The organism is Thalassotalea agarivorans, assembly GCF_030295955.1.
In the GTDB taxonomy this organism is placed as follows: domain Bacteria; phylum Pseudomonadota; class Gammaproteobacteria; order Enterobacterales; family Alteromonadaceae; genus Thalassotalea_D; species Thalassotalea_D agarivorans.
In genome coordinates this window covers 2915714-2937150 of sequence record NZ_AP027363.1, presented here as the reverse complement: position 1 = coordinate 2937150, position 21437 = coordinate 2915714, and the positions used below count along the sequence as shown (strand labels likewise).

20 protein-coding genes are annotated in these 21437 nt (G+C 43.4%); 13 read left to right on the top strand and 7 right to left on the bottom strand.

What is annotated here, in order from left to right:
• The first annotated feature begins 225 nt into the window (after positions 1–225).
• The 3 genes from QUD85_RS13360 (at position 226) to QUD85_RS15300 (ending at position 2841) form a co-directional block, all read left to right on the top strand.
• A complete protein-coding gene (locus tag QUD85_RS13360) occupies positions 226–834 on the top strand; it encodes a hypothetical protein (protein WP_093330926.1) in 609 nt (202 codons plus the stop codon).
• Positions 835–1520: 686 nt separating this feature from the next.
• Positions 1521–2348, top strand: coding sequence for an N-6 DNA methylase (locus QUD85_RS13355; RefSeq protein WP_177168919.1), 828 nt, complete (start codon positions 1521–1523; stop codon positions 2346–2348).
• A gap of 406 nt (positions 2349–2754) precedes the next feature.
• The gene (locus QUD85_RS15300) at positions 2755–2841 is read left to right on the top strand and encodes a hypothetical protein (protein WP_456154907.1); all 87 of its coding nucleotides are present in this window, start codon (positions 2755–2757) and stop codon (positions 2839–2841) included.
• A 104-nt stretch (positions 2842–2945) separates the two neighbouring features.
• Here QUD85_RS15300 and QUD85_RS13350 read toward each other — a convergent pair whose 3' ends face one another.
• Together QUD85_RS13350 and QUD85_RS13345 are read right to left on the bottom strand one after the other, a co-directional pair.
• Complete coding sequence (locus QUD85_RS13350; protein WP_218139603.1) at positions 2946–3428, bottom strand: type II toxin-antitoxin system YhaV family toxin; 483 nt, start codon at positions 3426–3428, stop codon at positions 2946–2948.
• A 17-nt stretch (positions 3429–3445) separates the two neighbouring features.
• Positions 3446–3772, bottom strand: coding sequence for a type II toxin-antitoxin system PrlF family antitoxin (locus tag QUD85_RS13345; protein ID WP_093330938.1), 327 nt, complete (start codon positions 3770–3772; stop codon positions 3446–3448).
• Positions 3773–4166: 394 nt separating this feature from the next.
• Here QUD85_RS13345 and QUD85_RS13340 point away from each other — a divergent pair, with 394 nt between their 5' ends.
• The 5 genes from QUD85_RS13340 (at position 4167) to QUD85_RS13320 (ending at position 8482) form a co-directional block, all read left to right on the top strand.
• The gene (locus tag QUD85_RS13340) at positions 4167–4550 is read left to right on the top strand and encodes a plasmid mobilization protein (protein ID WP_093330941.1); all 384 of its coding nucleotides are present in this window, start codon (positions 4167–4169) and stop codon (positions 4548–4550) included.
• A 5-nt stretch (positions 4551–4555) separates the two neighbouring features.
• Entirely contained in the window at positions 4556–5560 is a 1005-nt protein-coding gene (locus tag QUD85_RS13335; RefSeq protein ID WP_093330945.1) for a relaxase/mobilization nuclease domain-containing protein, read from the top strand.
• A gap of 76 nt (positions 5561–5636) precedes the next feature.
• On the top strand, positions 5637–7100 hold the full coding sequence (locus QUD85_RS13330) for a type IV secretory system conjugative DNA transfer family protein (protein ID WP_093330949.1): 1464 nt from the start codon (positions 5637–5639) through the stop codon (positions 7098–7100).
• Between the two features lie 88 nt (positions 7101–7188).
• Positions 7189–7458: a hypothetical protein gene (locus QUD85_RS13325; RefSeq protein ID WP_093330953.1), complete on the top strand. Its 270-nt coding sequence runs from the start codon at positions 7189–7191 to the stop codon at positions 7456–7458.
• A 247-nt stretch (positions 7459–7705) separates the two neighbouring features.
• The gene (locus tag QUD85_RS13320) at positions 7706–8482 is read left to right on the top strand and encodes a DnaJ domain-containing protein (protein WP_093330958.1); all 777 of its coding nucleotides are present in this window, start codon (positions 7706–7708) and stop codon (positions 8480–8482) included.
• Here QUD85_RS13320 and QUD85_RS13315 read toward each other — a convergent pair.
• Positions 8455–8724 carry a hypothetical protein gene (locus QUD85_RS13315; RefSeq protein ID WP_143047962.1) on the bottom strand — a complete coding sequence of 90 codons (270 nt, stop codon included), beginning with the start codon at positions 8722–8724 and terminating at the stop codon, positions 8455–8457. The genes QUD85_RS13320 and QUD85_RS13315 overlap by 28 nt on opposite strands.
• Positions 8725–9530: 806 nt before the next feature.
• On the opposite strand from QUD85_RS13315, the gene radC reads away from it, so the two are divergent.
• Positions 9531–9989 (top strand): RadC family protein, encoded by a 459-nt coding sequence (gene radC, locus QUD85_RS13310; RefSeq protein ID WP_093330963.1) that lies wholly within the window; start codon positions 9531–9533, stop codon positions 9987–9989.
• A gap of 62 nt (positions 9990–10051) precedes the next feature.
• Here radC and QUD85_RS13305 read toward each other — a convergent pair whose 3' ends face one another.
• Positions 10052–10423 carry a hypothetical protein gene (locus QUD85_RS13305; RefSeq protein ID WP_093330967.1) on the bottom strand — a complete coding sequence of 124 codons (372 nt, stop codon included), beginning with the start codon at positions 10421–10423 and terminating at the stop codon, positions 10052–10054.
• 396 nt (positions 10424–10819) lie between these two features.
• Here QUD85_RS13305 and QUD85_RS13300 point away from each other — a divergent pair, with 396 nt between their 5' ends.
• From QUD85_RS13300 to QUD85_RS13290, 3 genes are all read left to right on the top strand, one after another.
• Entirely contained in the window at positions 10820–11089 is a 270-nt protein-coding gene (locus tag QUD85_RS13300; RefSeq protein ID WP_093330971.1) for a hypothetical protein, read from the top strand.
• Positions 11090–11234: 145 nt separating this feature from the next.
• Complete coding sequence (locus tag QUD85_RS13295) at positions 11235–14450, top strand: amidohydrolase family protein (protein WP_093330974.1); 3216 nt, start codon at positions 11235–11237, stop codon at positions 14448–14450.
• Positions 14451–14575: 125 nt separating this feature from the next.
• On the top strand, positions 14576–15892 hold the full coding sequence (locus QUD85_RS13290) for a M20 metallopeptidase family protein (RefSeq protein ID WP_093330978.1): 1317 nt from the start codon (positions 14576–14578) through the stop codon (positions 15890–15892).
• Positions 15893–15999: 107 nt separating this feature from the next.
• Here the strand turns inward: QUD85_RS13290 and hutH are convergent, their stop codons facing one another.
• The 3 genes from hutH to hutC are packed head-to-tail and all read right to left on the bottom strand — an operon-like array spanning position 16000 to position 19956.
• Positions 16000–17538: a histidine ammonia-lyase gene (gene hutH / locus QUD85_RS13285; protein WP_218139602.1), complete on the bottom strand. Its 1539-nt coding sequence runs from the start codon at positions 17536–17538 to the stop codon at positions 16000–16002.
• 2 nt (positions 17539–17540) lie between these two features.
• Entirely contained in the window at positions 17541–19238 is a 1698-nt protein-coding gene (gene hutU / locus QUD85_RS13280; protein ID WP_093330981.1) for a urocanate hydratase, read from the bottom strand.
• A gap of 16 nt (positions 19239–19254) precedes the next feature.
• Complete coding sequence (hutC, locus tag QUD85_RS13275; RefSeq protein WP_093330985.1) at positions 19255–19956, bottom strand: histidine utilization repressor; 702 nt, start codon at positions 19954–19956, stop codon at positions 19255–19257.
• A gap of 161 nt (positions 19957–20117) precedes the next feature.
• On the opposite strand from hutC, the gene hutI reads away from it, so the two are divergent.
• A complete protein-coding gene (gene hutI, locus QUD85_RS13270; RefSeq protein ID WP_093330988.1) occupies positions 20118–21356 on the top strand; it encodes an imidazolonepropionase in 1239 nt (412 codons plus the stop codon).
• The last annotated feature ends 81 nt before the right edge of the window (positions 21357–21437 follow it).

The following is a 21437-nucleotide window of genomic DNA, read 5'->3' as shown; positions in this document are numbered from 1 at the left end:
ATTCGACCAGAGCTGAATCTGGAAAAATTCAGCAACTTTATCTTTCCTCATAGAAAGTCCAGGTGATTGAATCTGGTCAGAGAAAAGGCGTTCAAGATAAAGTTGCCAGACAGCCTGAAGGCGGTCTGAAAAATCGTGATCGAGCCATCCAAGGCAAATCGTTGTTATACCGACAGAACTAAAGAAGTCTATCTGGCTCTCACACAGATTTTTTATGAGCGATGAATGACTGAAGGCATCATCACAACTTCTATCAACGAAATCATCAAATACATGGGCGTACCATCTAACGGAAAATGGTCAAAAATTGTTTCTGAAGAGTTGGACTGTCTATATAAAACCACGATTAGTTGGGTGCTGTCTTTTTATGCGGATGAGTCATCACCGCAAACGGTGAAGAATCAGCATATTCTGAATCAGTACAATTACAGCAGCCCGTCTGAACGAAGCTCTGCTTCAACTCAGTTTGACCAAACCTGTGAGATTCAATTCGATGATAGGATCATCGAGAATCTCAGAAACAAAAAAACAGCCCCTATGAATTTGAGTGTCAGGCACTCAATCAACTCACCCGTACAACGGGTGCTTTACGATATGGTTGACCTGTTTTTGGTAAAGAACGGTATCTATGAAAGAACGGCCAGGAATCTGGTCGATGATTTGAATTTAAGTGCAAGCCGTTATGCTTACAAAAGCAAGCGTAAAACCTTGCTTGAAGATTTTAAGGCTTCACTGGATGGTAAGATGCTTTCAACCCTTAGTATTCTTAAAATTGATATTTTAAAAACGTCTGACGGTGCAGACTGGAAGTGCCGATTTAGAACCGTTAAGTGAAGCCTGTCTAAGCCTCAACAATCTGTTAGTTTGCCTATCAAAAATTCTGACCCTGCAATCGTCAGCTACCTTGCGTCACAAATTTACGAAGTCGTATGAGGCAAAGAAAATCTTTCGCTCTATAAAAAGTTTGCACTTCACTATAGCGAAAATGCAATTCACCGTGCGCTAGGTGAATTCAAAGAACGGTATCGGGATTGAGGCGTAAGAAGCAAAGCAAAATACTTTAGTATTGTGCTTCATCGAGTTGCGCACTCTCTAGGTTATGGCTGGATTAAACCCTGCGATAAAGGCTGCGAGTATAGACCAGAGAACGCACGACAGTTTGTGTCAGCCGGTTAGATACTTTTCGCCAGCCAGTAAGATTCCTTGTGCCAATCATCACGACTCTTTACGGAAATAAGTAATCAGTTTTTGGCTAGCATAGCAGTCACACAAAAAATGAGTACATCATTTAATACATAGGATAAGAACATTTAATAAATACAGAGACTGCATTTTATTAAAATTTGACAAAGTACAGTTTCTCAATAAGGTAAAAAATAAATCCTCCATCCTATGTTTCAGTTATTCATCATTCATGTGATGGATAACTGAAACGTGGGTGCCGAAGATTTTCGGCAAATCAAGTCAGCGCAATGCTGGCTTGGTGCCAGCGGTGCGCTTCATTTTTAATGGAGTCACTAATGGAAAAAAACTCACTCTCACCGTCAGCAATGCGGTCTGAATTCCTAACATTGTTTAGGGGTATCGCACTTGAAAGACATCGCCATGATGTCTTTAGGGATTTTGTAACGACCTCAGCAATCGCAATTCATAATGCAGTCAATATGAATGAAGAGTTGGAGACGGAATACCTGAACATTATCAATACCTACAATTCAGAGGACATTCAACGAATGTGCGAGATGTTAGGTTTGTTGACGATGTTATTGGAGCCAGAACCGACCGACATTCTTGGAGGCTTGTATATGGAAATTGGTTTGGGTAGTGAGCAAAACGGGCAGTATTTTACGCCTGCGGCGGTTTCAGAACTCATGGCTCAAATTGGGCACGGGGATGGTTTACGAAATTTGGATAAGCCTTTTGTCACACTAAGCGAACCAGCCTGCGGCGCAGGCGGCATGGTTTTAGCTTTCGCTAAAATCATGTTAAGTCATAAGCATAATCCTGCGGATAAGCTTTGGGTCAGTTGTATCGACATTAATCGTGTCGCTGCGCTGATGGCGTACTTGCAACTTAGTCTTTGGAATATTCCAGGTGAAATCATCGTTGGTAATGCCCTGTCGATGGAAATGAGAGAGCGCTGGCTAACGCCAGCACATTATCTTAACAACTGGGAATACCGACTAAGGATGCAAGCACTACTCACAGCATCAAAATCCACAACTTGCGATCACCTGTCACCAACAGAGGAGGGAATTCAAAAAACGCCACCACAACAACTTGGTTCAGGATGCCATAAAATTAATATTTCAACAGGTGAGCAAGTTGCTTTCGATTTCGAGCTGTAAGCAATCGCTTGCGGCTTTCAATCAGATTAAAAGCCCGACCTTGCGGTTGGGCTTTTTTGCTTCGCGTTCTCCGGCAGTGTGGGGTGGTGAATCCAAGAAAAACAATCATAAAGCTTGGCAATGGTATCGGGCGTTTCTTCGAGTCAATAACCGATTTCTGGCGAAATAACGGTTCTTTGACTCGGCGGCTATCGCCTAAGAAAAGGCTGCCCGATTTACCATGCCCACTTTATTATTTAATCGTATGCTTATGGACACGATAAAAACATTAACTGAAATCGCTAATAGCGATGCTGGGCTTAAATCTATAGTTGCTCAAGAAGCCCTTACTAGCGGTTACTCATCATTTGATGATTTCTTTCAAAACCTACTGGAGTATGGTTGCCAGTCAGGGATGATTTGATCGATGATCAGCTACCATGACACTCACGCTTTTTTCGATGAACATTATGATGAAATTGAGTATTGGCGTATGGAGCTTGAAGAACAATGAATCATGCCTGAGATTGGTCAGAATGATTTAAAGAACTTTCTGGCGTGGCTGGCTTATGAAGAAACAGCGCGAGACATTTACTGCAATATATTAGGGGGCGAATTTTAGCCCTCTTTTTTTATTGCTTTGTCCAAGCGCGCCTGTTCTTTCTTGGCTGCTTTCAATAGTTCATCCCAATCATCGGGTGGGTTGCCATCATCTAGCATGCCAGCGAATACTTTGTAGGCATCTGTTTTGCTATCGTATGCTCTCAATGTTTTGTCGTCATTCACCCAGGCATAGATGATGATTTTTGCCTCTTTATGGTAGCGAAAGAACAGGCGGTATTGCTGGTAGAATTTATCGCGAAACCAATGTTTGTATTCGCCACCCAGCGTATCGCCTTGGCGATACTTATCCATTGTCGGGTCTTGAGGAATATTCTCAAAGGCCAGTTTGTTGATGGCAGCCAAACGCTTGGTCGCGTTTTTCTTCTTGTAGCCTTTTGGGTCTTTCGCCTTCAGGCTTTCTACCTTTTGAATCAGCTCTTCAAGCTGATCCAAAAAAAATGGATGGGCATAAATTGTCCATCCATTTATAACGAGCATTTCTGAATCAGACAAATTTATTCGTCCTCTTCAGAAAGCGGTGCATCCAGATCAACATCCATATCGCCAACCAGCGCATCAATGCGACCTCGCAAAGCAGGGGTAACAGCTTGCAGTCGGTCTGGGTGATTTTGCATATCGTCTGCCAGAAAGCTCAGGAACTGACCAATAACAGGATCGGCTTGTTCTGAGTCGGCACGCGATAGTTTTACTTCGCCAGTATCGCTGACGGCGTAGCGAACCTTATCTCCTTTTTCCAGGTGCAGGGCTTTACGCACAGCCGCTGGAACGGTGTTCTGATAACGCTCAGTCAGGGTAGCTTCGGCATATAGTATTTCAGCCATGATGAAACCTCCTACGTTGAAATTAACCTATATGCTTTATGGTAATGCAAATGCATTACCTTGTCAAGCTGGGTTAAAAAACACGCTTCACGAAGTCTTCACATAACTTGGGCGTAAGCACATGGCAAGATTGCAATTTACATAGTAACATCAAAGATATTACTGTAAATCGCAACTTGCCCAAGGCGTTGCCCTGGAGACCCACAAAGGGGATGTTTTAAAAAATATCCCCTTTTGAATCCCCTGAAAAAAACTTGCGTTTTTACAGTTATCCATACAATGAACATAAGGAAAGTTAATCATCCCATGAATTTAAGGGATGTCAAACCAGCAGGTTTGCGGCTTATACAAGCCAAAAAACTTCCTTTATTTACACCCTAAATAGGTTGGCAAGATGGATAACGAAGAAGGCAGATCAGACTACTTTCGTGACTATCGAAAGGAGTACGACAAGCAAAATAAGTACGTTAATGTCCGGCTCGAAATGAAGGATTTCAAGCGTCTGGAAGCCAGAGCGAAAAAGCTCAAAAAGCCGACATCGACCTACCTCAGAGAACTGGCTTTTGCTCAGTTGGACGGGAGTACCATCATCCCTCCTGAGTTCGAGGAGGGCATGAAGGAGCATAACCGCCTGATTCGGAATATAGCCAACAACCTCAATCAGATTGCCCATCAGACCAATATTTTCCATGAGGTCGATCAGGCAGTCGTTTTCCAACACCTGCGCGATTTGGATGCCAAAGTACAAGCCTTCATCGAAGGAGAACTTAACCAGTAGTAGCCATGATTATCAAAAGCATGTCCCGTAAGCAGCCAAGCTTTGAGCAGCTTTACGACTACATAGTGCGAGACAAAGATAATGATGTGAAATTCAACTTCACACATAACTGCTTTGGGGTTAATCGTGAGCAAATTCTGGATGAGTTTATGGATAACTCCAGCCTGCTCAGGCGAAGAAAAGGTGGTAACTATCTTTATCACGAAGTGCTGTCTGTCACCCGTAGCAAGCAACTGTCTGAAGCACAGCAAAAAGAAATCCTGCGTGACCTGGCACAGCAATATCTCAAATCCAGAGCAAACGGATGTTTGGCTTTTGGTGGGATGCACGATGAAAAAGATAACCAGCTTCACTATCACTTCATCATCAGTGCCAACCAGATTGGTGAAAGTAAGCGATACCGGCTCAGCAAAAATGAGTTTGATGATGCCAAGGTTAATGCCGAGTTATATGCGCTTGAGCGATACCCAGAGCTGGAGCAGGAAAAGCTCATCAGTAACAAAGACAAGAAGGGCAAAAACTCGAACAAAGAAGCCGAACTGAAACGAAGAACAAAGAAACCATCACAGAAAGACATCATGCGAGACAAACTCGCTGAGATTTTTAAAGAATCAACTTCACAAACGGATTATATTAAAAGACTGCGAGAAGCGAATATTGAGTCCTATATTCGTGGAAACGCAATGGGTTTTATCAATAAGGACAATGGCAGACGACACAGAATTACTACACTGGGTCTGTCTGAAGAGTTTGATGAAATGCAGTATGTTTTCACTCACGAATCTGAGCAGAAGGCAAAACAAAAAGCTGAACAGAAGACAGAAAAGGACAAAAAGCAAAAACAAGAACAAAGCAAAAGTGATCATCAGTCCAGCAACAAGGAGAAGAAGTCACAGGAGAAAAGTAAACGACAGCAAACGGCTGAAAAACGTAAAGCTGAATTCAAATCTAGAACCGCTAACCGTAAAAATACCGATGGTGGTTCGGGTGGTCGAGGCCGCAAGAAGTGAATTATCAGACAGCGACTAACGCTCAGGGAAAAACACCCAAGGGCAAGAAACCGTTTACCTTCTAAAGAATAAAGCTATGAAATCACCAACAGAATCCCTTTGGGAAATATTCAAACTGCCATTCAGGATTATTGGTTTTCTGTTTAAGCGCGAAGTGCTGACCAAACAGGAAGGCGCATCCTTTGCCAAACGGCATGAATTCAGCTCATACCTGAATAGCGGTAACGATGGTGTATTGGTTGATGGAAACAGATTGCGCATCTCATCAACAGACAGTTTTTCCAATATCTGTGTCATTGCTAAAACAGGGCGTGGTAAAACCGCCGGATATATCGCCCCTGTTATTTTGGATAAGGCAAAAGACAAAGCCTCATTGGTGGTCAACGACCCATCCGGTGAGCTATTTCAAAAAACTTCCGGCTATATGAAAAGCAAAGGTTTTCGGGTTATCCATATCACGCCAGACAATCTTACAACGTCTCATCGATTTAACCCATTGATGGAAGCCAAGACCAATACTGAGATCGACAAGATGGCAACGCTATTGGTTCGAGCCGGTTTGGATGAAGATGATTTTTGGGCGAAAGGTGCAACTCAGTTCGTTAGCCTGTTTCTTAAATGCCTAAAAAACTCACAGATTGATAATCCAGATTATTACAACCTGGGGAACCTTTACAGGCTGTTTCAAAGCTTTGGTGAGGCAGGCGAGGGTTTAACGGAATTTATGTCGAACTACAGCATCTATAACGACAACATTGATGATGATAGTTTGTGGCAAGAATGGATGCGTTTGACCAGTCATCACAACGATGGTTTGCAATCGGTATTGATGACTGCCGGAACCAGCTTACGGGTTTTCTCTAATCCTGATGTGGTGGATGTGACAGCCAGCTCGGATTTTTCAATAGAAGATTTACGAAAGGAAAAGACGATAGTTTACTTTTCGGTAAACAGTCAGGACTTGGATTACTACGCGCCACTGGTGAGTTTGTTCTTCCAGTCGCTCTTTAATGGTTTGATGAGAAATCTACCGAGCAAGAATGATTTGCCTGTCTATGTACTCTTTGATGAGTTTGGTCATGCTACGCTGCCAAGCTTTCCGACAACGATTACCACGATACGGAAATACAATGTTTCTATCTCTATCGTGCTTCAGAGTATCAAACAACTAAATGCCCGTTATAACGATGACCTAGCAAATGTCATCATGGGTGGTTTCGGTTTCTATATCACCTATTCAGGTTCGGATAATCAAACAGCACAATTCTTTGAAAACATGATCGGTAAAGTCAGGGAAACGCAAAAACGGAACCTGACTGATCTGGTGCATGAGTATCGGGAATTTAACCTGATACATGCCGCTGAAATCAGAACAATCCAAGATCAGCAACAACTCATCGTATCGAGCAATAAAAAGCCGGTGCTTATGCAGAACACTCGATACTATCAAAATCCTACGTTCAATCGAGCAACCAATATGCCGCCCGTAGAAATACATAATGATAAGCGATCAGGGTTTGTGCGAGTGCCGATTAAATGATGAGAAAGCGCGGAAAACATAAATATAAAACAGGTGTTCAAAAAAATTGAACACCAAGTAAAAACAAAAGTAGATCAGGTTTTAACGCATGGAAAGTCCAGACATTCTAATCACTAGAGCCTTGCCCTTTGTAGCGGCTGCTATTGCTTTCGGATATTGGGCTGGCTGGTTGTTTAGAGATATAAGCTTTTGGAAGGTTGTAGCATGGTTTGTTATTTTGCCGTACCCGCTCGATATAATGGCTGCATTTAATCAGTTATGGATGACTATTCCTTTTGCGATAGCAGCAATCATTGGTTTTCATGGGGTTGAACATATCCGTTCTCAATATCACCGGTTTGAGAGGTGGAGAAGATGAGCGAATCCTATCTCATTATTTATAGCTTAGGTTGTATGTTGTTAGGACATTTCACCGCCTATTTTTTTAAAAACCTTCAATCGATTTGGGAACGATACGGTGTGTTAATCGGCGGCTTCTTTATTTTTACTGTGGGACTAACAGTTCTTTTATATAACGCAATGGTTGCAGATATGCAGAATAGCGTTTTATCTATCGCGGTAGCATTAGGTTTTTGCTATCGCTTTTTTGCTGTAAGGGATTAGCTGTGCCATCAATATCAACACTGGTCTATATAACAATCTTTCCGTTTGCTATTGGGTATGTAATCGCAGAATCCAGAAATATGAATTTCTGGAAGTTGCTGCCAGCAGCATTTGTTCTGTATCTATTTTTTGGCGAAGCTAAACAAACTTCCATGATAATTTCCGGTGTTGCATTTGCGATAGGCTATGCGATACCACATGCTTCGATCTTTGCAGGAATTACAAATTCCATCAGTATTTTTATAGATAAAATTCGCTATAAGAGTGAATTTGATGATCTTAAACGGAAGCAGCGTGAAGCCGAGGAAGCCAAAGCTCATTATGAGCGAGCGCGTGATCAGGCAAATGAAGAGCGCAGGCGTTATGAGCAACAAAGAAGGCGAGAGGAAGCAGAACGAAACCAGCGTGAACGAAGCGAGTCATCCAGCGAAAGTTATTCAAGTGGCCAAGGCCGTTCAAAAGGTCACTCTTCGAGTAGAGGTCGAACTGGAGAGTCGCAGGGTTCTTATAAGCGTTCTGATGATTCTCGCAAAAGCAGCAGTTCAAATAGCTCCTATCAAGAGGAGTCTAAAAATGAAGCCTATGAAGAAACTCCCGAAGAAAGGCGGCAGCGGATGCATAGGCTCATGGGGCTTGATCCAAGTAAAACCTATTCTAAGTCAGATTTAAAAAAGCAATATCGAAAAATGCGATTTAAAGCTCACCCTGATCAAGGCGGTTCTGAGAAGGCTTTCGTTGAGCTTACTCAGGCTTATGAGGAATTGCTTAAGAGAGCTTGAATTGCAGAGCCAATGTCCTGCCATTGCCTTAATAGTTTTTTGAAATACGGCTTTGCCTGTTTTGAGGTGTTAGCCAGCCAGGTCAGCGATTTTCCTTCATCTATTATCAGGTCAAATGCTGGACTGTACTGTAAGGGTAATACAGGAATCTTTGGGTTGATTCTCATGTGAATAGCTTGCTTGATTGCCTGCATATCTTCACAGTCTTCCCAATTTTCAAAAACATCATCTTTTCCACGCATTCTGAGCTTGGTTCCTACAATGAGTATTCGAGTGTTGAAATACATGATTTCTGAAATGGCGTACAAGCTCTCCTCAATCGTTCTGTCGTCATTACAAATAGGTACGATAACAACATCGCTCTGACTGAGTGCAGAGGTGATGCTTTTAGATCATTTACTGATCGAACCGTTAAGGTCAAAAACCATATCAATATCTTGGTTGATCTCAGGGAAAGTCTCTTCTGGGTGAACATAAAGCACCCGGTCAGAATGAATCAGGCCATCATAAACAGGGAACGGATTGTTACAGCCGATAGAGTAATCATGTTCCAGGGCAAGATTAGTGGCAATGGTGGTTTTTCAGACACCACCCTTGAGGTTATAGATGGCGATTTTCATTTCTGATCGTTTAAAAAATACACATAGTCTTTATACTCAAAAATTGTATTTGTGCAAATCAAAATACCCTTAACGGAAGGGGGTGGGATTGGCGTTTCTCTCATCATTCTAGATGAGAGTCGTGCTTCTCTCAGGTTCCGCAATTTGCTTCATTCCTTTGGAACAGCTTCGCTGCCTTTCCGATCACTAACGTAGCCATGCTATGCATGGAAAAACTATCCCTCTGGGCTAAAGCCGCAGACTAGCACGGCTTTTTCTTTAGTCCAGATATCCCCCTAGTTTCGCTCATTTCATTCCCTGCAACCTGGGCGGTTCCCCGATCTGGACATAGAAAAGCGCCGAGCTTCCTCTCGCTCTGCTCGTGTTCTTGGGGTTTTCAACCCCAGAGGGATGGGGTTTTGAAATCTAAAGATTTGAGAGGAAAGATTATGAAACTTTTATCAGAGCTGTCAGAGCAGGAGCTTATCGAAGAGGCAAAGAATATTCTTTATAAGCGTATGTTGAATGAAGGAAAAGAGCTGGATTCACCAAAAGCAGTCCGAGACTATCTGCACTTGGCGTTGGGTGAAGAAGAGCGAGAGGTATTCGCTGTTATTTTTCTGAATAACCGTCATCAGGTTATTGAGTTTGAGAAGATGTTTTTCGGCACGATTGATAGCTCAGCAGTATATCCACGAGAAATTGCCAAGGCTGCTTTAAAGCATAATTCTGCGGCATTGATTATTGCTCATAATCACCCGTCAGGTGATATGACACCGAGTAACGCAGATAAGCAGATCACAACAAGGATTGTTGATGCAATGGGTTTGCTGGATATTCGAGTTTTAGATCATTTCATCGTGGGTAATGATTCACCATATAGCTTTGCTGAACATGGACTACTTTAAGGTAGCCCAAAAAAATCGACCCAGCTCAGAGCTGGGTCGATTTATCTTTGAAAAGCTGGTTGCTATCGTTTGCGTGAATTAGAGCGTGACTTGGAGGAGGAGCGTCCATTTTCGCGTTCCTGCATTTCCGCTTTTCTTCTGATGGCTATAAGCTGTCGAGCTTCTTGCTCAGAAATAAGCTCTTGCTCTGTAGCTTCTTGAATATCTTCTGTAGTGAATGATCTGGCAGCCTGAATTCGGCTGTTTTCAATAATTTTCTTAGCATCCTGGAGTTCTTGCGCAGAGCCTAGTCTTTGCGCCCAGTCATTGTCTGCGTCAGCGTGTTCCATGCTGTTTTCAATATCTCTATGAGCCGCCGAGGCTTTTTGGTATGCACGCGCCTTCGATTGAAGGGAGCTGCCTTCAGAAAAGTCGATGTGTGCCGAATCAGCCATAAAGTTAATAATCCGTAAATGCTTTAAGCTATTATGCCTATATTATCTTTGATTTTGCAGATGAGCAAAGTATCTTCATTTATATGCTGTAAAATGCGATGATGGTTCTATTGGTGTCATTTCATGTGGGCTGCCGTTCTTGAAACACCTCGCAGCCCCATCAGCTTTCAGGGTGGGGTACAAAGTGGGGTATCTTTTCGCCGTAAAAATATATTATCCCAATATAAACAATAACTTATATTTATATGGGCGGCATGATGTATCACTATCCTAGTGAATATATGAAAAAGGCTCCTCTGTGGAGCCTTTTTTGTTGCGCGTGTATCAAGGTGAACAATATGCGTATTTTCATGTTATGTTATTGATGACGCAGATTTTAAATACAGGAGTTAAGCTATGGCTAGGATTCTCGTTTTCGTCCTTGGGTGCTTTGTCACATCGAGTGTGCTTGCCTCGCCAACGGCGAATGAATTTGTGCCCTGCAAAAAGCTAGCAGTTAAGTTACTTGAGCATTGTTTGGCAGATGATGAGGATCATTGTTGGCAACGTTCAAAAAATGCACACGACAAATGTGTTAGCGATGTATTTAAAAGCCATCGAGACCCCGCATATCTTGAGGCGAGAAAACAAGCAGAGAAACAACTAAAAGAGCAAAACAAACCATAGCAATAATTTTAAGAAGAGCTAACATGCAGTATGCTCTTCCTTACACTCCCTAACCGCTTAAATGTTACCCTTCATCGACAGAGACTTAACATTGCAATGTAAGTGTGTTTTAGTAATCGCGTTAATAAAAAAAGGTAACTACATAATGAAAAAGACATGTGTTTCTTTAGCAAGTCTCGCGCTTAGCGCAGCGTTACTTGTGCCTAGTGCACTCGCAGCAGATGCAAACAAGGCAGAAGAGAAAAAGGAAAACAAAGCTTGGTCTGTTAATGAACCTATGGGCGAATTCAAAACCGTTGATATAAACGTAACAAACGGTACTTGGTTAAACATAGACATTAGCCCAGATGGCAAAACGTTGGTTTTTGACTTGCTTGGTGACATCTACACCATGCCTGTATCAGGCGGTAAAGCAACGGCATTAATGACAGACATCGCCTGGCAAATGCAACCAACTTTCAGTCCTGACGGCAAATATATTGCCTTTACTTCAGATGAAGATGGCGGCGATAACTTATGGATAATGAATGTTGATGGCAGTGATGCGCGCCCTGTTACTAAAGAAACATTTAGATTGGTTAATAGCCCAGCTTGGTCTCCAGATGGTAATTACCTAGTTGGACGTAAACATTACACCGGCTCTCGCTCATTAGGTGCGGGGGAAGTGTGGATGTACCACAAGACAGGTGGTAGCGGCGTAATGCTAACCAAGCGCCCTAACCAACAAAAAGATTTGGGTGAGCCAGCGTTTTCTCCTGACGGTAAATACGTATACTTTTCTCAAGATGCGACGCCAGGTAAAACCTTTCACTACAGTAAGGACTCTGAAAAGGGTATCTATAAGATCAAACGCTTTGAACTAGAGACTGGTGAAATCGATACCATTATTTCTGGAAAAGGTGGCGCGATTCGTCCAACACCATCACCAGATGGCAAGTATTTGGCTTATATTAGTCGCGATGACTTCCAATCAAAGCTTTATCTATACAATCTTAAGAGCGGTGAGCACACTTTAATCCATGACAAAATGGAACGAGACATGCAAGAAACATGGGCGATACATGGCGTATACCCAACAATGGCATGGACACCTGACAGTGAAGAAATCATTTATTGGCAAGGTGGTACCTTCCACCGTTTAGATATTGAGTCTAAAAAAGCAGAAAACATCCCGTTTGAAGTTAACACCAAAAAACAAATTCAAACGGCGCTTAGATTTGATCAACAAATCGATATGGACGCCTTTGATGTAAAAATGCTGCGCGATGTAAAAGTGTCTCCTAATGGTAAAAAAGCAGTCTTTGAAGCCATGGGTAATATATATGTTCGTGATCTACCCAATGGCAAACCGAAGAGACTAACCAAGCAGAAAGATCATTTTGAATTTAATCCGAGTTTCTCTCGCGATGGCAGAAAAGTGGTTTACGTCACTTGGGATGACAACAAGTTAGGCAGTGTACGCGTGGTTTCTGCACGTGGCGGCCGTGGTAAAGTGATTACTGAAGAGCCAGGTAAATATGTTGAGCCAGAGTTTTCGCCAGACGGTGAAACCGTTGTCTTTAGAAAGGTTCGCGGTGGCTATATTACCGACCCTAAATGGGGATTAAATCCAGGTATTTATAAGGTAGATGCAGACGGTAGTGAAATGACCTTGGTGACGGATTATGGTCAAAAGCCTCATTTTGGCAAACGCAATGACCGCATATACGTGACACGTGCTGGCGAGATGCCAAGTATTTCTCGCATCGACTTAGATGGTCAAAACGATACCAAATTATTCCAAGGGTCGTTCTCAACAGAGTATCGCGTTTCACCTAATGGTGAATATGTCGCCTTTGCAGAACGTTTCAAGGTTTTTGTTACGCCAATGTTTGAACGAGGTGATGTTGTTACCGTTGGGCCTAAGGCAAGCAACGTACCGGTAAAACAGCTTTCGTCTGTACGCGCTGGTGAAGGGTTAAACTGGGCAGGTAGCGGCAATGCACTTTATTGGACATTAGGCCCAGATTTATATCAGGCGAATATCGCTGGGCTGTTTGATGTCAAAGCAAAAGACGCAGAGGCGCAAACGATTGAACCAAGTGTCACTAATATCGGCTTCAAATACAAAATGGATAAGCCAGAAGGAAGCATTGCGTTTGTTGGCGGTAAAGTGATCACTATGGAAGGTGAGCAAGTGATTGAGGACGGCGTAGTTGTTGTTACAGGCAACAAAATTACAGCTGTTGGCAGTAAAGATCAGGTACAAGTTCCAAGTGATGCCAAAGTGATTGATATTACTGGTAAGTCTATTGCACCGGGATTAATCGATGCCCATGCTCACGGCCCGCAAGGTACGAGTGAACTTATTCCTCAGCAAAACTGGAAGAACTACGCCGGTCTTGCATTAGGTGTTACCAGTATTCACGATCCGTCAAACGATACCACGACCTTCTTTGCTGCTAGCGAAATGCAAAAAGCAGGCAAAATAACGGCGGCGCGCCTTTGGTCTACCGGTACGATTTTATACGGTGCAACGGTGCCAGGTTATACGTCACATGTCGATAGTCTTGAAGATGCCAAGTTCCATATTACGCGTTTGCAAAAAGCGGGTGCATTTAGCGTAAAAAGCTATAACCAACCGCGACGCAATCAACGTCAGCAGTTCATTCAAGCTGGACGTGAGCTAGGTGTAATGGTTGTGCCAGAGGGTGGTTCATTACTACAACACAATTTAACTATGGTGGTTGATGGACATACAACGCTTGAGCACTCGATTCCTACCGAGCATATTTATGACGATATCAAGCAACTTTGGTCAGCTTCAAAAATGGCTTATACACCTACCATGGGTGTTGCTTACGGCGGTATTCAAGGTGAGCTTTTTTGGTATGACACTACCAACGTATGGAAGCACCCACGTTTAAGCAAGTATGTGCCGGCGGAAGTGCTAGATCCTATCTCAATGCGCCGTCAAAAAGCGCCGCATCATCATTATAATCATTTCAACGTTGCTCGCACGGCCAAAGAAATTCAAGACCTAGGTATCGAAGTTAATTCAGGTGGCCATGGTCAACGTGAAGGTTTAGCGATGCACTGGGAAATTTGGATGATGGCACAAGGTGGTATGTCGCCATTAGAAGCTTTGAGAACAGCAACTATTTCACCGGCAATCTCGTTAGGTTTAGACAAAGAAATAGGTTCGATCAAGGTGGGTAAACTTGCCGATTTAATTGTTGTTGACGGTGATTTAGCCTCGGATATTTATATCAGTGATAAGGTAACGCACACCATGTTAAATGGTCGTTTATTCGACGCTGAAACCATGAATGAAATTGGCAATTATGATAACAAACGCGACGCGTTTTATTTTGAAAAATAGGCTTGCCAATAGTTACTAAAAAAAGCCACGCTTTCGCGTGGCTTTTTTATTTATTGACTGAATTGCGTTATTTTTAAACAATGGATTGATAAAAACAGACAATAAAACTTAAAAACGGGATTTGTATGAAACTAATTATTGCGTCGCTACTCGCGATTAGTACCTCGGCTTTTGCCATTGATAATGTTGCCTTGGAAAAAGCGGTTGCCAAAGATTACAAAGCCCATTTGAAATCTCTATTTATCCATTTTCATCAAAATCCAGAATTGTCCATGGCTGAGTTTAAAACCTCTAAACGTTTAGCCACTGAGATTCGTGCCGCTGGATTCGAAGTGCATGAGGGCATAGGTAAAACTGGCATTGTCGCAATTATGAAAAACGGGGATGGCCCTACCGTGATGATGCGCGCCGATATGGACGGATTACCTGTTAAAGAAGATAGTGGCTTAAGCTACCAGTCAAAAGTGACGCAGGTTGACCCAATTAGCGGTCAAGAAATGCCGGTAATGCATGCTTGTGGTCATGATGTACACATAACTTCTTTGGTAGGTACAGCGCGCTATATGGCGGCTAATAAAGACAAATGGCAAGGCACGTTGATGCTAATTGGCCAACCGGCCGAAGAGCGCATAATGGGTGCGCGCAAAATGATGGAAGAAGGCATTTGGGATAAATATGGTAAACCGGATTATGCTTTTGCTTTTCATGTCAGTGCGGGTTTAGAAACGGGTGTAATTGATGTTCAAGAAGGTGCTGCATATGCCGGTTCAAATAGTGTCGATATTATCGTACACGGGGTAGGGGCGCATGGCGCATATCCACATGCAGGTAAAGATCCTATTTACATCGGTTCTCAAATTGTTATCGCATTGCAAGGTTTGATTAGTCGAGAGCTACCGCCAAAAGATGCGGGGGTAATAACTGTTGGCGCGTTTAACTCGGGTTTTAAACACAACATTATTTCTGATAAAGCTCATTTACAGTTAACAGTGCGTAATGCCAGCATTGAGACGCGTGATTTATTGCTAAACGGTGTTAAGCGCATCGCTACCAATATCGGCCGCGCCAATGGGTTACCCGAAGATAAATTGCCAGAAGTGATCATTTCCAAAGAAGAAGCTACGCCACCAACGCTAAACGACACCTTGCTGACTAAGCGCATGAAAGCAACGTGGAAAGCGGCCCTTGGCAAAGACAAAGTAGTTGACTTGCCAAACAAAGGGATGGGCGCCGAAGACTTTTCCTATTTTATTATGGACCCTTATATCCCTAGCGTTTATTGGGCGATAGGTGGCACACCGAAAGCAGAACTAGAGGCTGCCAACGGTGGTGGTAGCTCAATCGCTAGCCATCATTCACCGTTTTTCAAAGTATCAGCCGACTCAGTACCTTTTGGCGTACAAACTACGGTATTAGCCTTGATGGAATTAATGGGTAAATAACGCCTTTGCGAAAACGTTTTATTTTGAATGTAAAGCGTTTAGTTCAACCAATAAAAAAGCAGTTACCAATGGCAACTGCTTTTTTTATTTTCACACATGTACACTGCTTACATACTTGGCAAAATACCAGCAGGAATCAAGGTGTTTAATTCTGCATCAGCGATAATGCCAGAAGCTTCGTTGATGTCTGGCGCAAAGTATCTATCTTTGTCGTAGAACGCGACATACTCACGCAGAATTGCTTTGGCTTGTTCGACTTTTTCAGAGCCCTTTAATGGCGCTCTAAAATCAAGACCTTGGGCAGCAGCAAGATACTCAACCGCTAACACGCCACAGGTGTTTTCACCCATATCTTGCAAACGTCGAGCGGCAAAAGTTGCCATCGACACGTGATCTTCTTGGTTTGCTGATGTTGGTAGACTATCAACAGAACCAGGATGTGCCAGTGTTTTATTTTCAGAAGCAAGCGCTGCAGAGGTGACTTGTGCGATCATAAATCCAGAATTTACGCCACCATTGTCGACTAAAAATGCAGGTAGCTTACTTAGGTTCGCATCAATAAGTAGCGCCATTCTGCGCTCTGACAATGAACCAATCTCAGCGATAGCAAGCGCTAGGTTATCCGCAGCCATAGCAACCGGCTCAGCATGGAAATTACCAGCGCTGATAAAGTCATCTTCATTGGCAAAAACGAGAGGGTTATCAGTGACACCGTTTGCTTCGGTGTGAAGCACTTGCGCGGCTTGCCTAATTTGCGTTAAACATGCGCCCATAACTTGTGGTTGGCAACGCAGTGAATAAGGATCTTGTACCTTTTCACAATCAACATGTGACGCACCAATCTCGGAAGCATCACTTAATATGTCTCGGTAAAGTGCGGCCGCATCTATCTGACCTATTTGACCGCGAACTTCGTGCACACGTGCGTCAAAAGGCGCACGAGAACCCATAGCGGCTTCAACCGACATACTGCCAACAACGGTGCCTGCGGCATACAAATCTTCTGCAAAGAACAAACCTTCTAGTGCGAATGCTGTCGATGCTTGTGTGCCGTTTAGCAACGCTAAACCTTCTTTAGCGGCAAGAGTGATTGGCTCAAGTCCTGCTATTTTTAGGCCTTCAACGGCAGGAATAATTTGGTCGTTGTGAGACATTTCGCCTTCACCTAACAGCGGTAACACCATGTGTGACAGTGGCGCTAAATCGCCAGATGCGCCAACAGAACCTTTCTTAGGAACACACGGATATACTTGCGCATTTAGTAGCGCTATAAGTGCTTGAATAACACTTAAACGAATACCTGAAAATCCGCGAGCTAACGAGTTTATCTTTAACACCATCATCAGTCGAACCGTGGCATCTTCCATGTATTCGCCAAAACCTGCTGAATGAGACAATACAATCGAACGCTGTAAAAGCTCTAATTCGTCTTCTTTGATTCGGGTGCTCGCTAGTAAACCGAAGCCGGTATTAATGCCATATACTACGCGATCTTCGCGAATAACATTTTGAACCGCTTCAGCACTTTTATTAATCGCTTCAAAGGCGCTTTCATCCAAAGAATAGTTGATGCCATCATAGCGACTCACATCGCGCAGTTGCGCCAGTGTTAATGTGCCGGGAACAATGTTTAACGTATCTATCATCGTTACGCTCCTTTCTTGCCGTTTGCACCTTCAACCATAGGCAGGTCTAGCCCTTGCTCACGTGCGCAGTTAATTGCGATATCGTAACCAGCATCGGCATGACGCATGACACCCGTAGCAGGGTCATTCCACAATACGCGAGCCAGACGTTTTTCCGCTGCATCTGTACCGTCAGCTACAATAACCACACCAGCATGCTGGCTAAAGCCCATGCCAACGCCACCACCATGGTGCAAGCTTACCCATGTAGCGCCACCTGAAGTAGACAATAACGCATTAAGTAAAGGCCAATCTGAAACAGTATCTGAACCATCTAACATCGCCTCAGTTTCGCGGTTTGGTGATGACACTGAACCAGAATCTAAGTGGTCACGTCCAATCACGATAGGCGCTTTTAATTCGCCATTTTTGACCATTTCGTTGAAAGCGAGCGCCAAACGAGCGCGATCTTTTAACCCTACCCAACAAATACGTGCAGGTAATCCCTGGAACTCAATGCGCTCTCTGGCCATATCAAGCCAGTTATGCAAGTGTGGGTCGTTAGGAATAAGCTCTTTTACTTTTTGGTCGGTTTTATAGATATCTTCTGGATCGCCAGATAGTGCAACCCAGCGGAATGGCCCAATACCTTCGCAGAATAGTGGACGAATATATGCTGGGACAAATCCCGGGAAATCAAAGGCATTGCTTACACCTTCTTCTAGCGCCATTTGACGAATGTTGTTGCCGTAGTCAGTCGTCGCCGCGCCCGCTGCTTGCAGGTCAAGCATTGCTTGTACTTGCACAGCCATAGATTGCTTTGCTGCCTTTACCACGGCTGCTTCATCTTGCTTACGCATTTCTGCAGCATGTGCCATGCTCCAACCCTGCGGTAAGTAACCATTTAGTGGGTCATGAGCAGATGTTTGATCAGTAACGACATCAGGTGTGATACCTCTTTTTACTAACTCTGGGAATACATCAGCGGCGTTGCCTAGTAACCCAACAGAAATCGCTTCACCTTTCGCGCATGCGTCATTAATCATCGCTAGGGCTTCGTCTAATGTTGTCGCTTTCTTGTCGACATAACGTGTTTTTAAGCGGAAATCGATGCGTGTTTCGTCGCACTCAACAACAAGCGCTGAAAAGCCCGCCATGGTCGCTGCAAGTGGTTGCGCACCACCCATGCCACCTAAACCGCCCGTAAGCACCCACTTACCTTTGGCATCACCACCAAAGTGTTGTTTGGCCATTGCGACGAAGGTTTCATAAGTGCCTTGAACGATACCTTGAGAACCAATATAGATCCAAGAGCCTGCTGTCATTTGGCCATACATCATCAGGCCTTTTTTATCGAGCTCATTGAAGTGTTCCCAATTTGCCCAATTTGGCACAAGGTTAGAATTGGCAATCAACACACGAGGTGCATCAGCATGTGTTTTAAACACGCCAACTGGCTTACCCGATTGCACCATTAAGGTTTCGTCGTCTTCTAAACGGTTAAGTACCTCAATAATTTTGTCGTAACTCTCCCAATTGCGAGCAGCACGACCGATACCACCATATACAACAAGTGATTGTGGATGTTCGGCAACTTCGTCATCTAAGTTGTTCATAAGCATGCGTTTAGCTGCTTCGGTTAACCAGCTTTTTGCGGTTATTTCACTACCACGGTCGGCGCGAATAGTGCGACTTGTGTCTAAACGATTATCTGTCGACATGAAAAAGTCCTCAAAATCAAAATACGAGGTGGCCGCCTAAACGATAGCGATCACCAGGTGAAGTTAAAATAGCAAAGCTCACCACCCCTTGGCTTGACCAAGTGCGGCGCTTTATTTGTAAACAGGGAGTTGTTGCCGAAATGTTGAGTAATTGGCATGTATGACCATTGACATTAACGGCTTCTATTTCGTGTGTTGCTTCTGTTAATGGGGCAACAGACGATAAGTATTCGTGTGGTGTTTGCGCTGAAAAATCTTGCTCAAGATATTCAGGTACAAGGCGTTTGTTCACGTATCTTTGCTCCAACTGAATGGGGGCGTCGTTTTCAAAGTGTAGTACTTCAGAGTAAAAAATCTGGCTTTCTGTTGGCACATTGAGCAGTATGGCGAGCTCTTCATTTACCGAGATAGTGTTAAGCGCGGATTGCACAGCATGATGCTTGTGCCCGCGGTCCGTTATTTCGTCCGCTATGTTGCGAATCTCGAGCAGCGAAGATTGAGATTTCAACGAAGCGACAAAGGTTCCGGCACCTTGCGAGCGTACTAACACGCCTTGTTCAGTCAGGTCCTGCAATGCACGTCTAGCGGTCATTCGACTTACAGTGAATTGCTGGGAAAGTTCATTTTCTGAAGGCACTTTTTTATTGTGAGGCCATTCGCCCGCTTCAATTCTAGCGATGATATAAGCTTTTATTTGTTGGAACTTTGGTGTGCTCATCAGGGAATTCTCAAGTTGTATATACAGGTTATTTTAACCGATTTAGTTGTATATACAACCTTGCGTTGCAAAATAGTTTCAGTTAGAGTGCTCACGCAAAGCATTCGACCAATTCGTATGCACTGTCTACACTGCTGTTATCACTAACCTTGGAATTCATCATGCAAGAAACATCTGGCTGGCAAACCCTCTTGATCAATGTTCATATCGCGACCATGTCTGAAAATGAGCAAGGATATGGTGTTATTGAAAATGGTGCTATTGCGATAAGTGATGGCAAAATTGTGTGGTTAGGCGAAGCTTCAAAACTACCAAACTATCCACAAGAGCAAGTTGATGTAATCGATGGTGGTGGTCGCTGGGTCACCCCTGGTTTGATTGATTGCCATACACATTTAGTGTTTGGTGGTAGTAGAGCCAACGAATTTGAAATGCGATTAAATGGCGCCAGCTATGAAGAAATTGCAAATGCTGGTGGTGGTATTGTCTCAACCGTCGCCGCTACGCGCCAAGCCTCTAAAGAAGAGTTATTAGCAGGTGCCCAGCAACGATTATCTGCGTTAATGTCACAAGGTGTCTCTACAGTAGAAATTAAATCAGGATATGGGCTTGATATTGAAACTGAATTGAAAATGTTAGCCGTAGCGCAAACGTTAGCTGATAGTAACCCGGTTACTATTCAAAAGACTTTTTTGGGAGCACATGCTCTGCCTAAAGAATATAGTGGCGATGCCGATGGCTATATTGATCTAGTGTGCAATGAAATGATGCCAAAAGTTGCCGAGCAGGGTCTTGCCGATGCGGTGGATGTTTTTTGCGAAGGCGTTGGCTTCAATTTGGCACAAACTCAGCGTGTATTCGACGCTGCGACAAAATTATCTTTGCCTATCAAAATTCATGCAGAGCAATTATCAAATTTAGGCGGCACAGAATTAGCCGCTTCATATCAGGCATTGTCTTCAGATCATGTCGAGTTCTTAGATGAACAGGGTGTCAAAGCGATGGCGTCTTCTGGTACCACTGCGGTGTTGTTGCCAGGCGCTTTTTATTTTCTAAGAGAAACACAACTACCCCCAATTGAGCTATTGCGTAAACACGGGGTAAGCATGGCCGTTGCAACGGATACAAACCCGGGTTCGTCACCACTGTGTAATTTACAGCTTATGCTAAATATGGCGTGCACCTTATTCAGGCTAACTCCTTTAGAGGCAATAAAAGGCGTTACCATAAACGCCGCTAAAGCGTTGGGTTTATCAAACGTTAAAGGTCAACTTAAAGTGGGTATGGACGCAGATATTGCTATTTGGAATATAGAACAGCCTGCAAGCCTTTGTTATCAATTCGGTGTTAATCCGCTACATACTCTTATCGTTAATGGTCAACAAGTGGTTGAAAATTAAACAATAAGGCGTATTAGTAACTTATTGATAGTAAATATAAAACGATATTCTTGCAGGAAATATAGGCGATAGCGTGAAAAA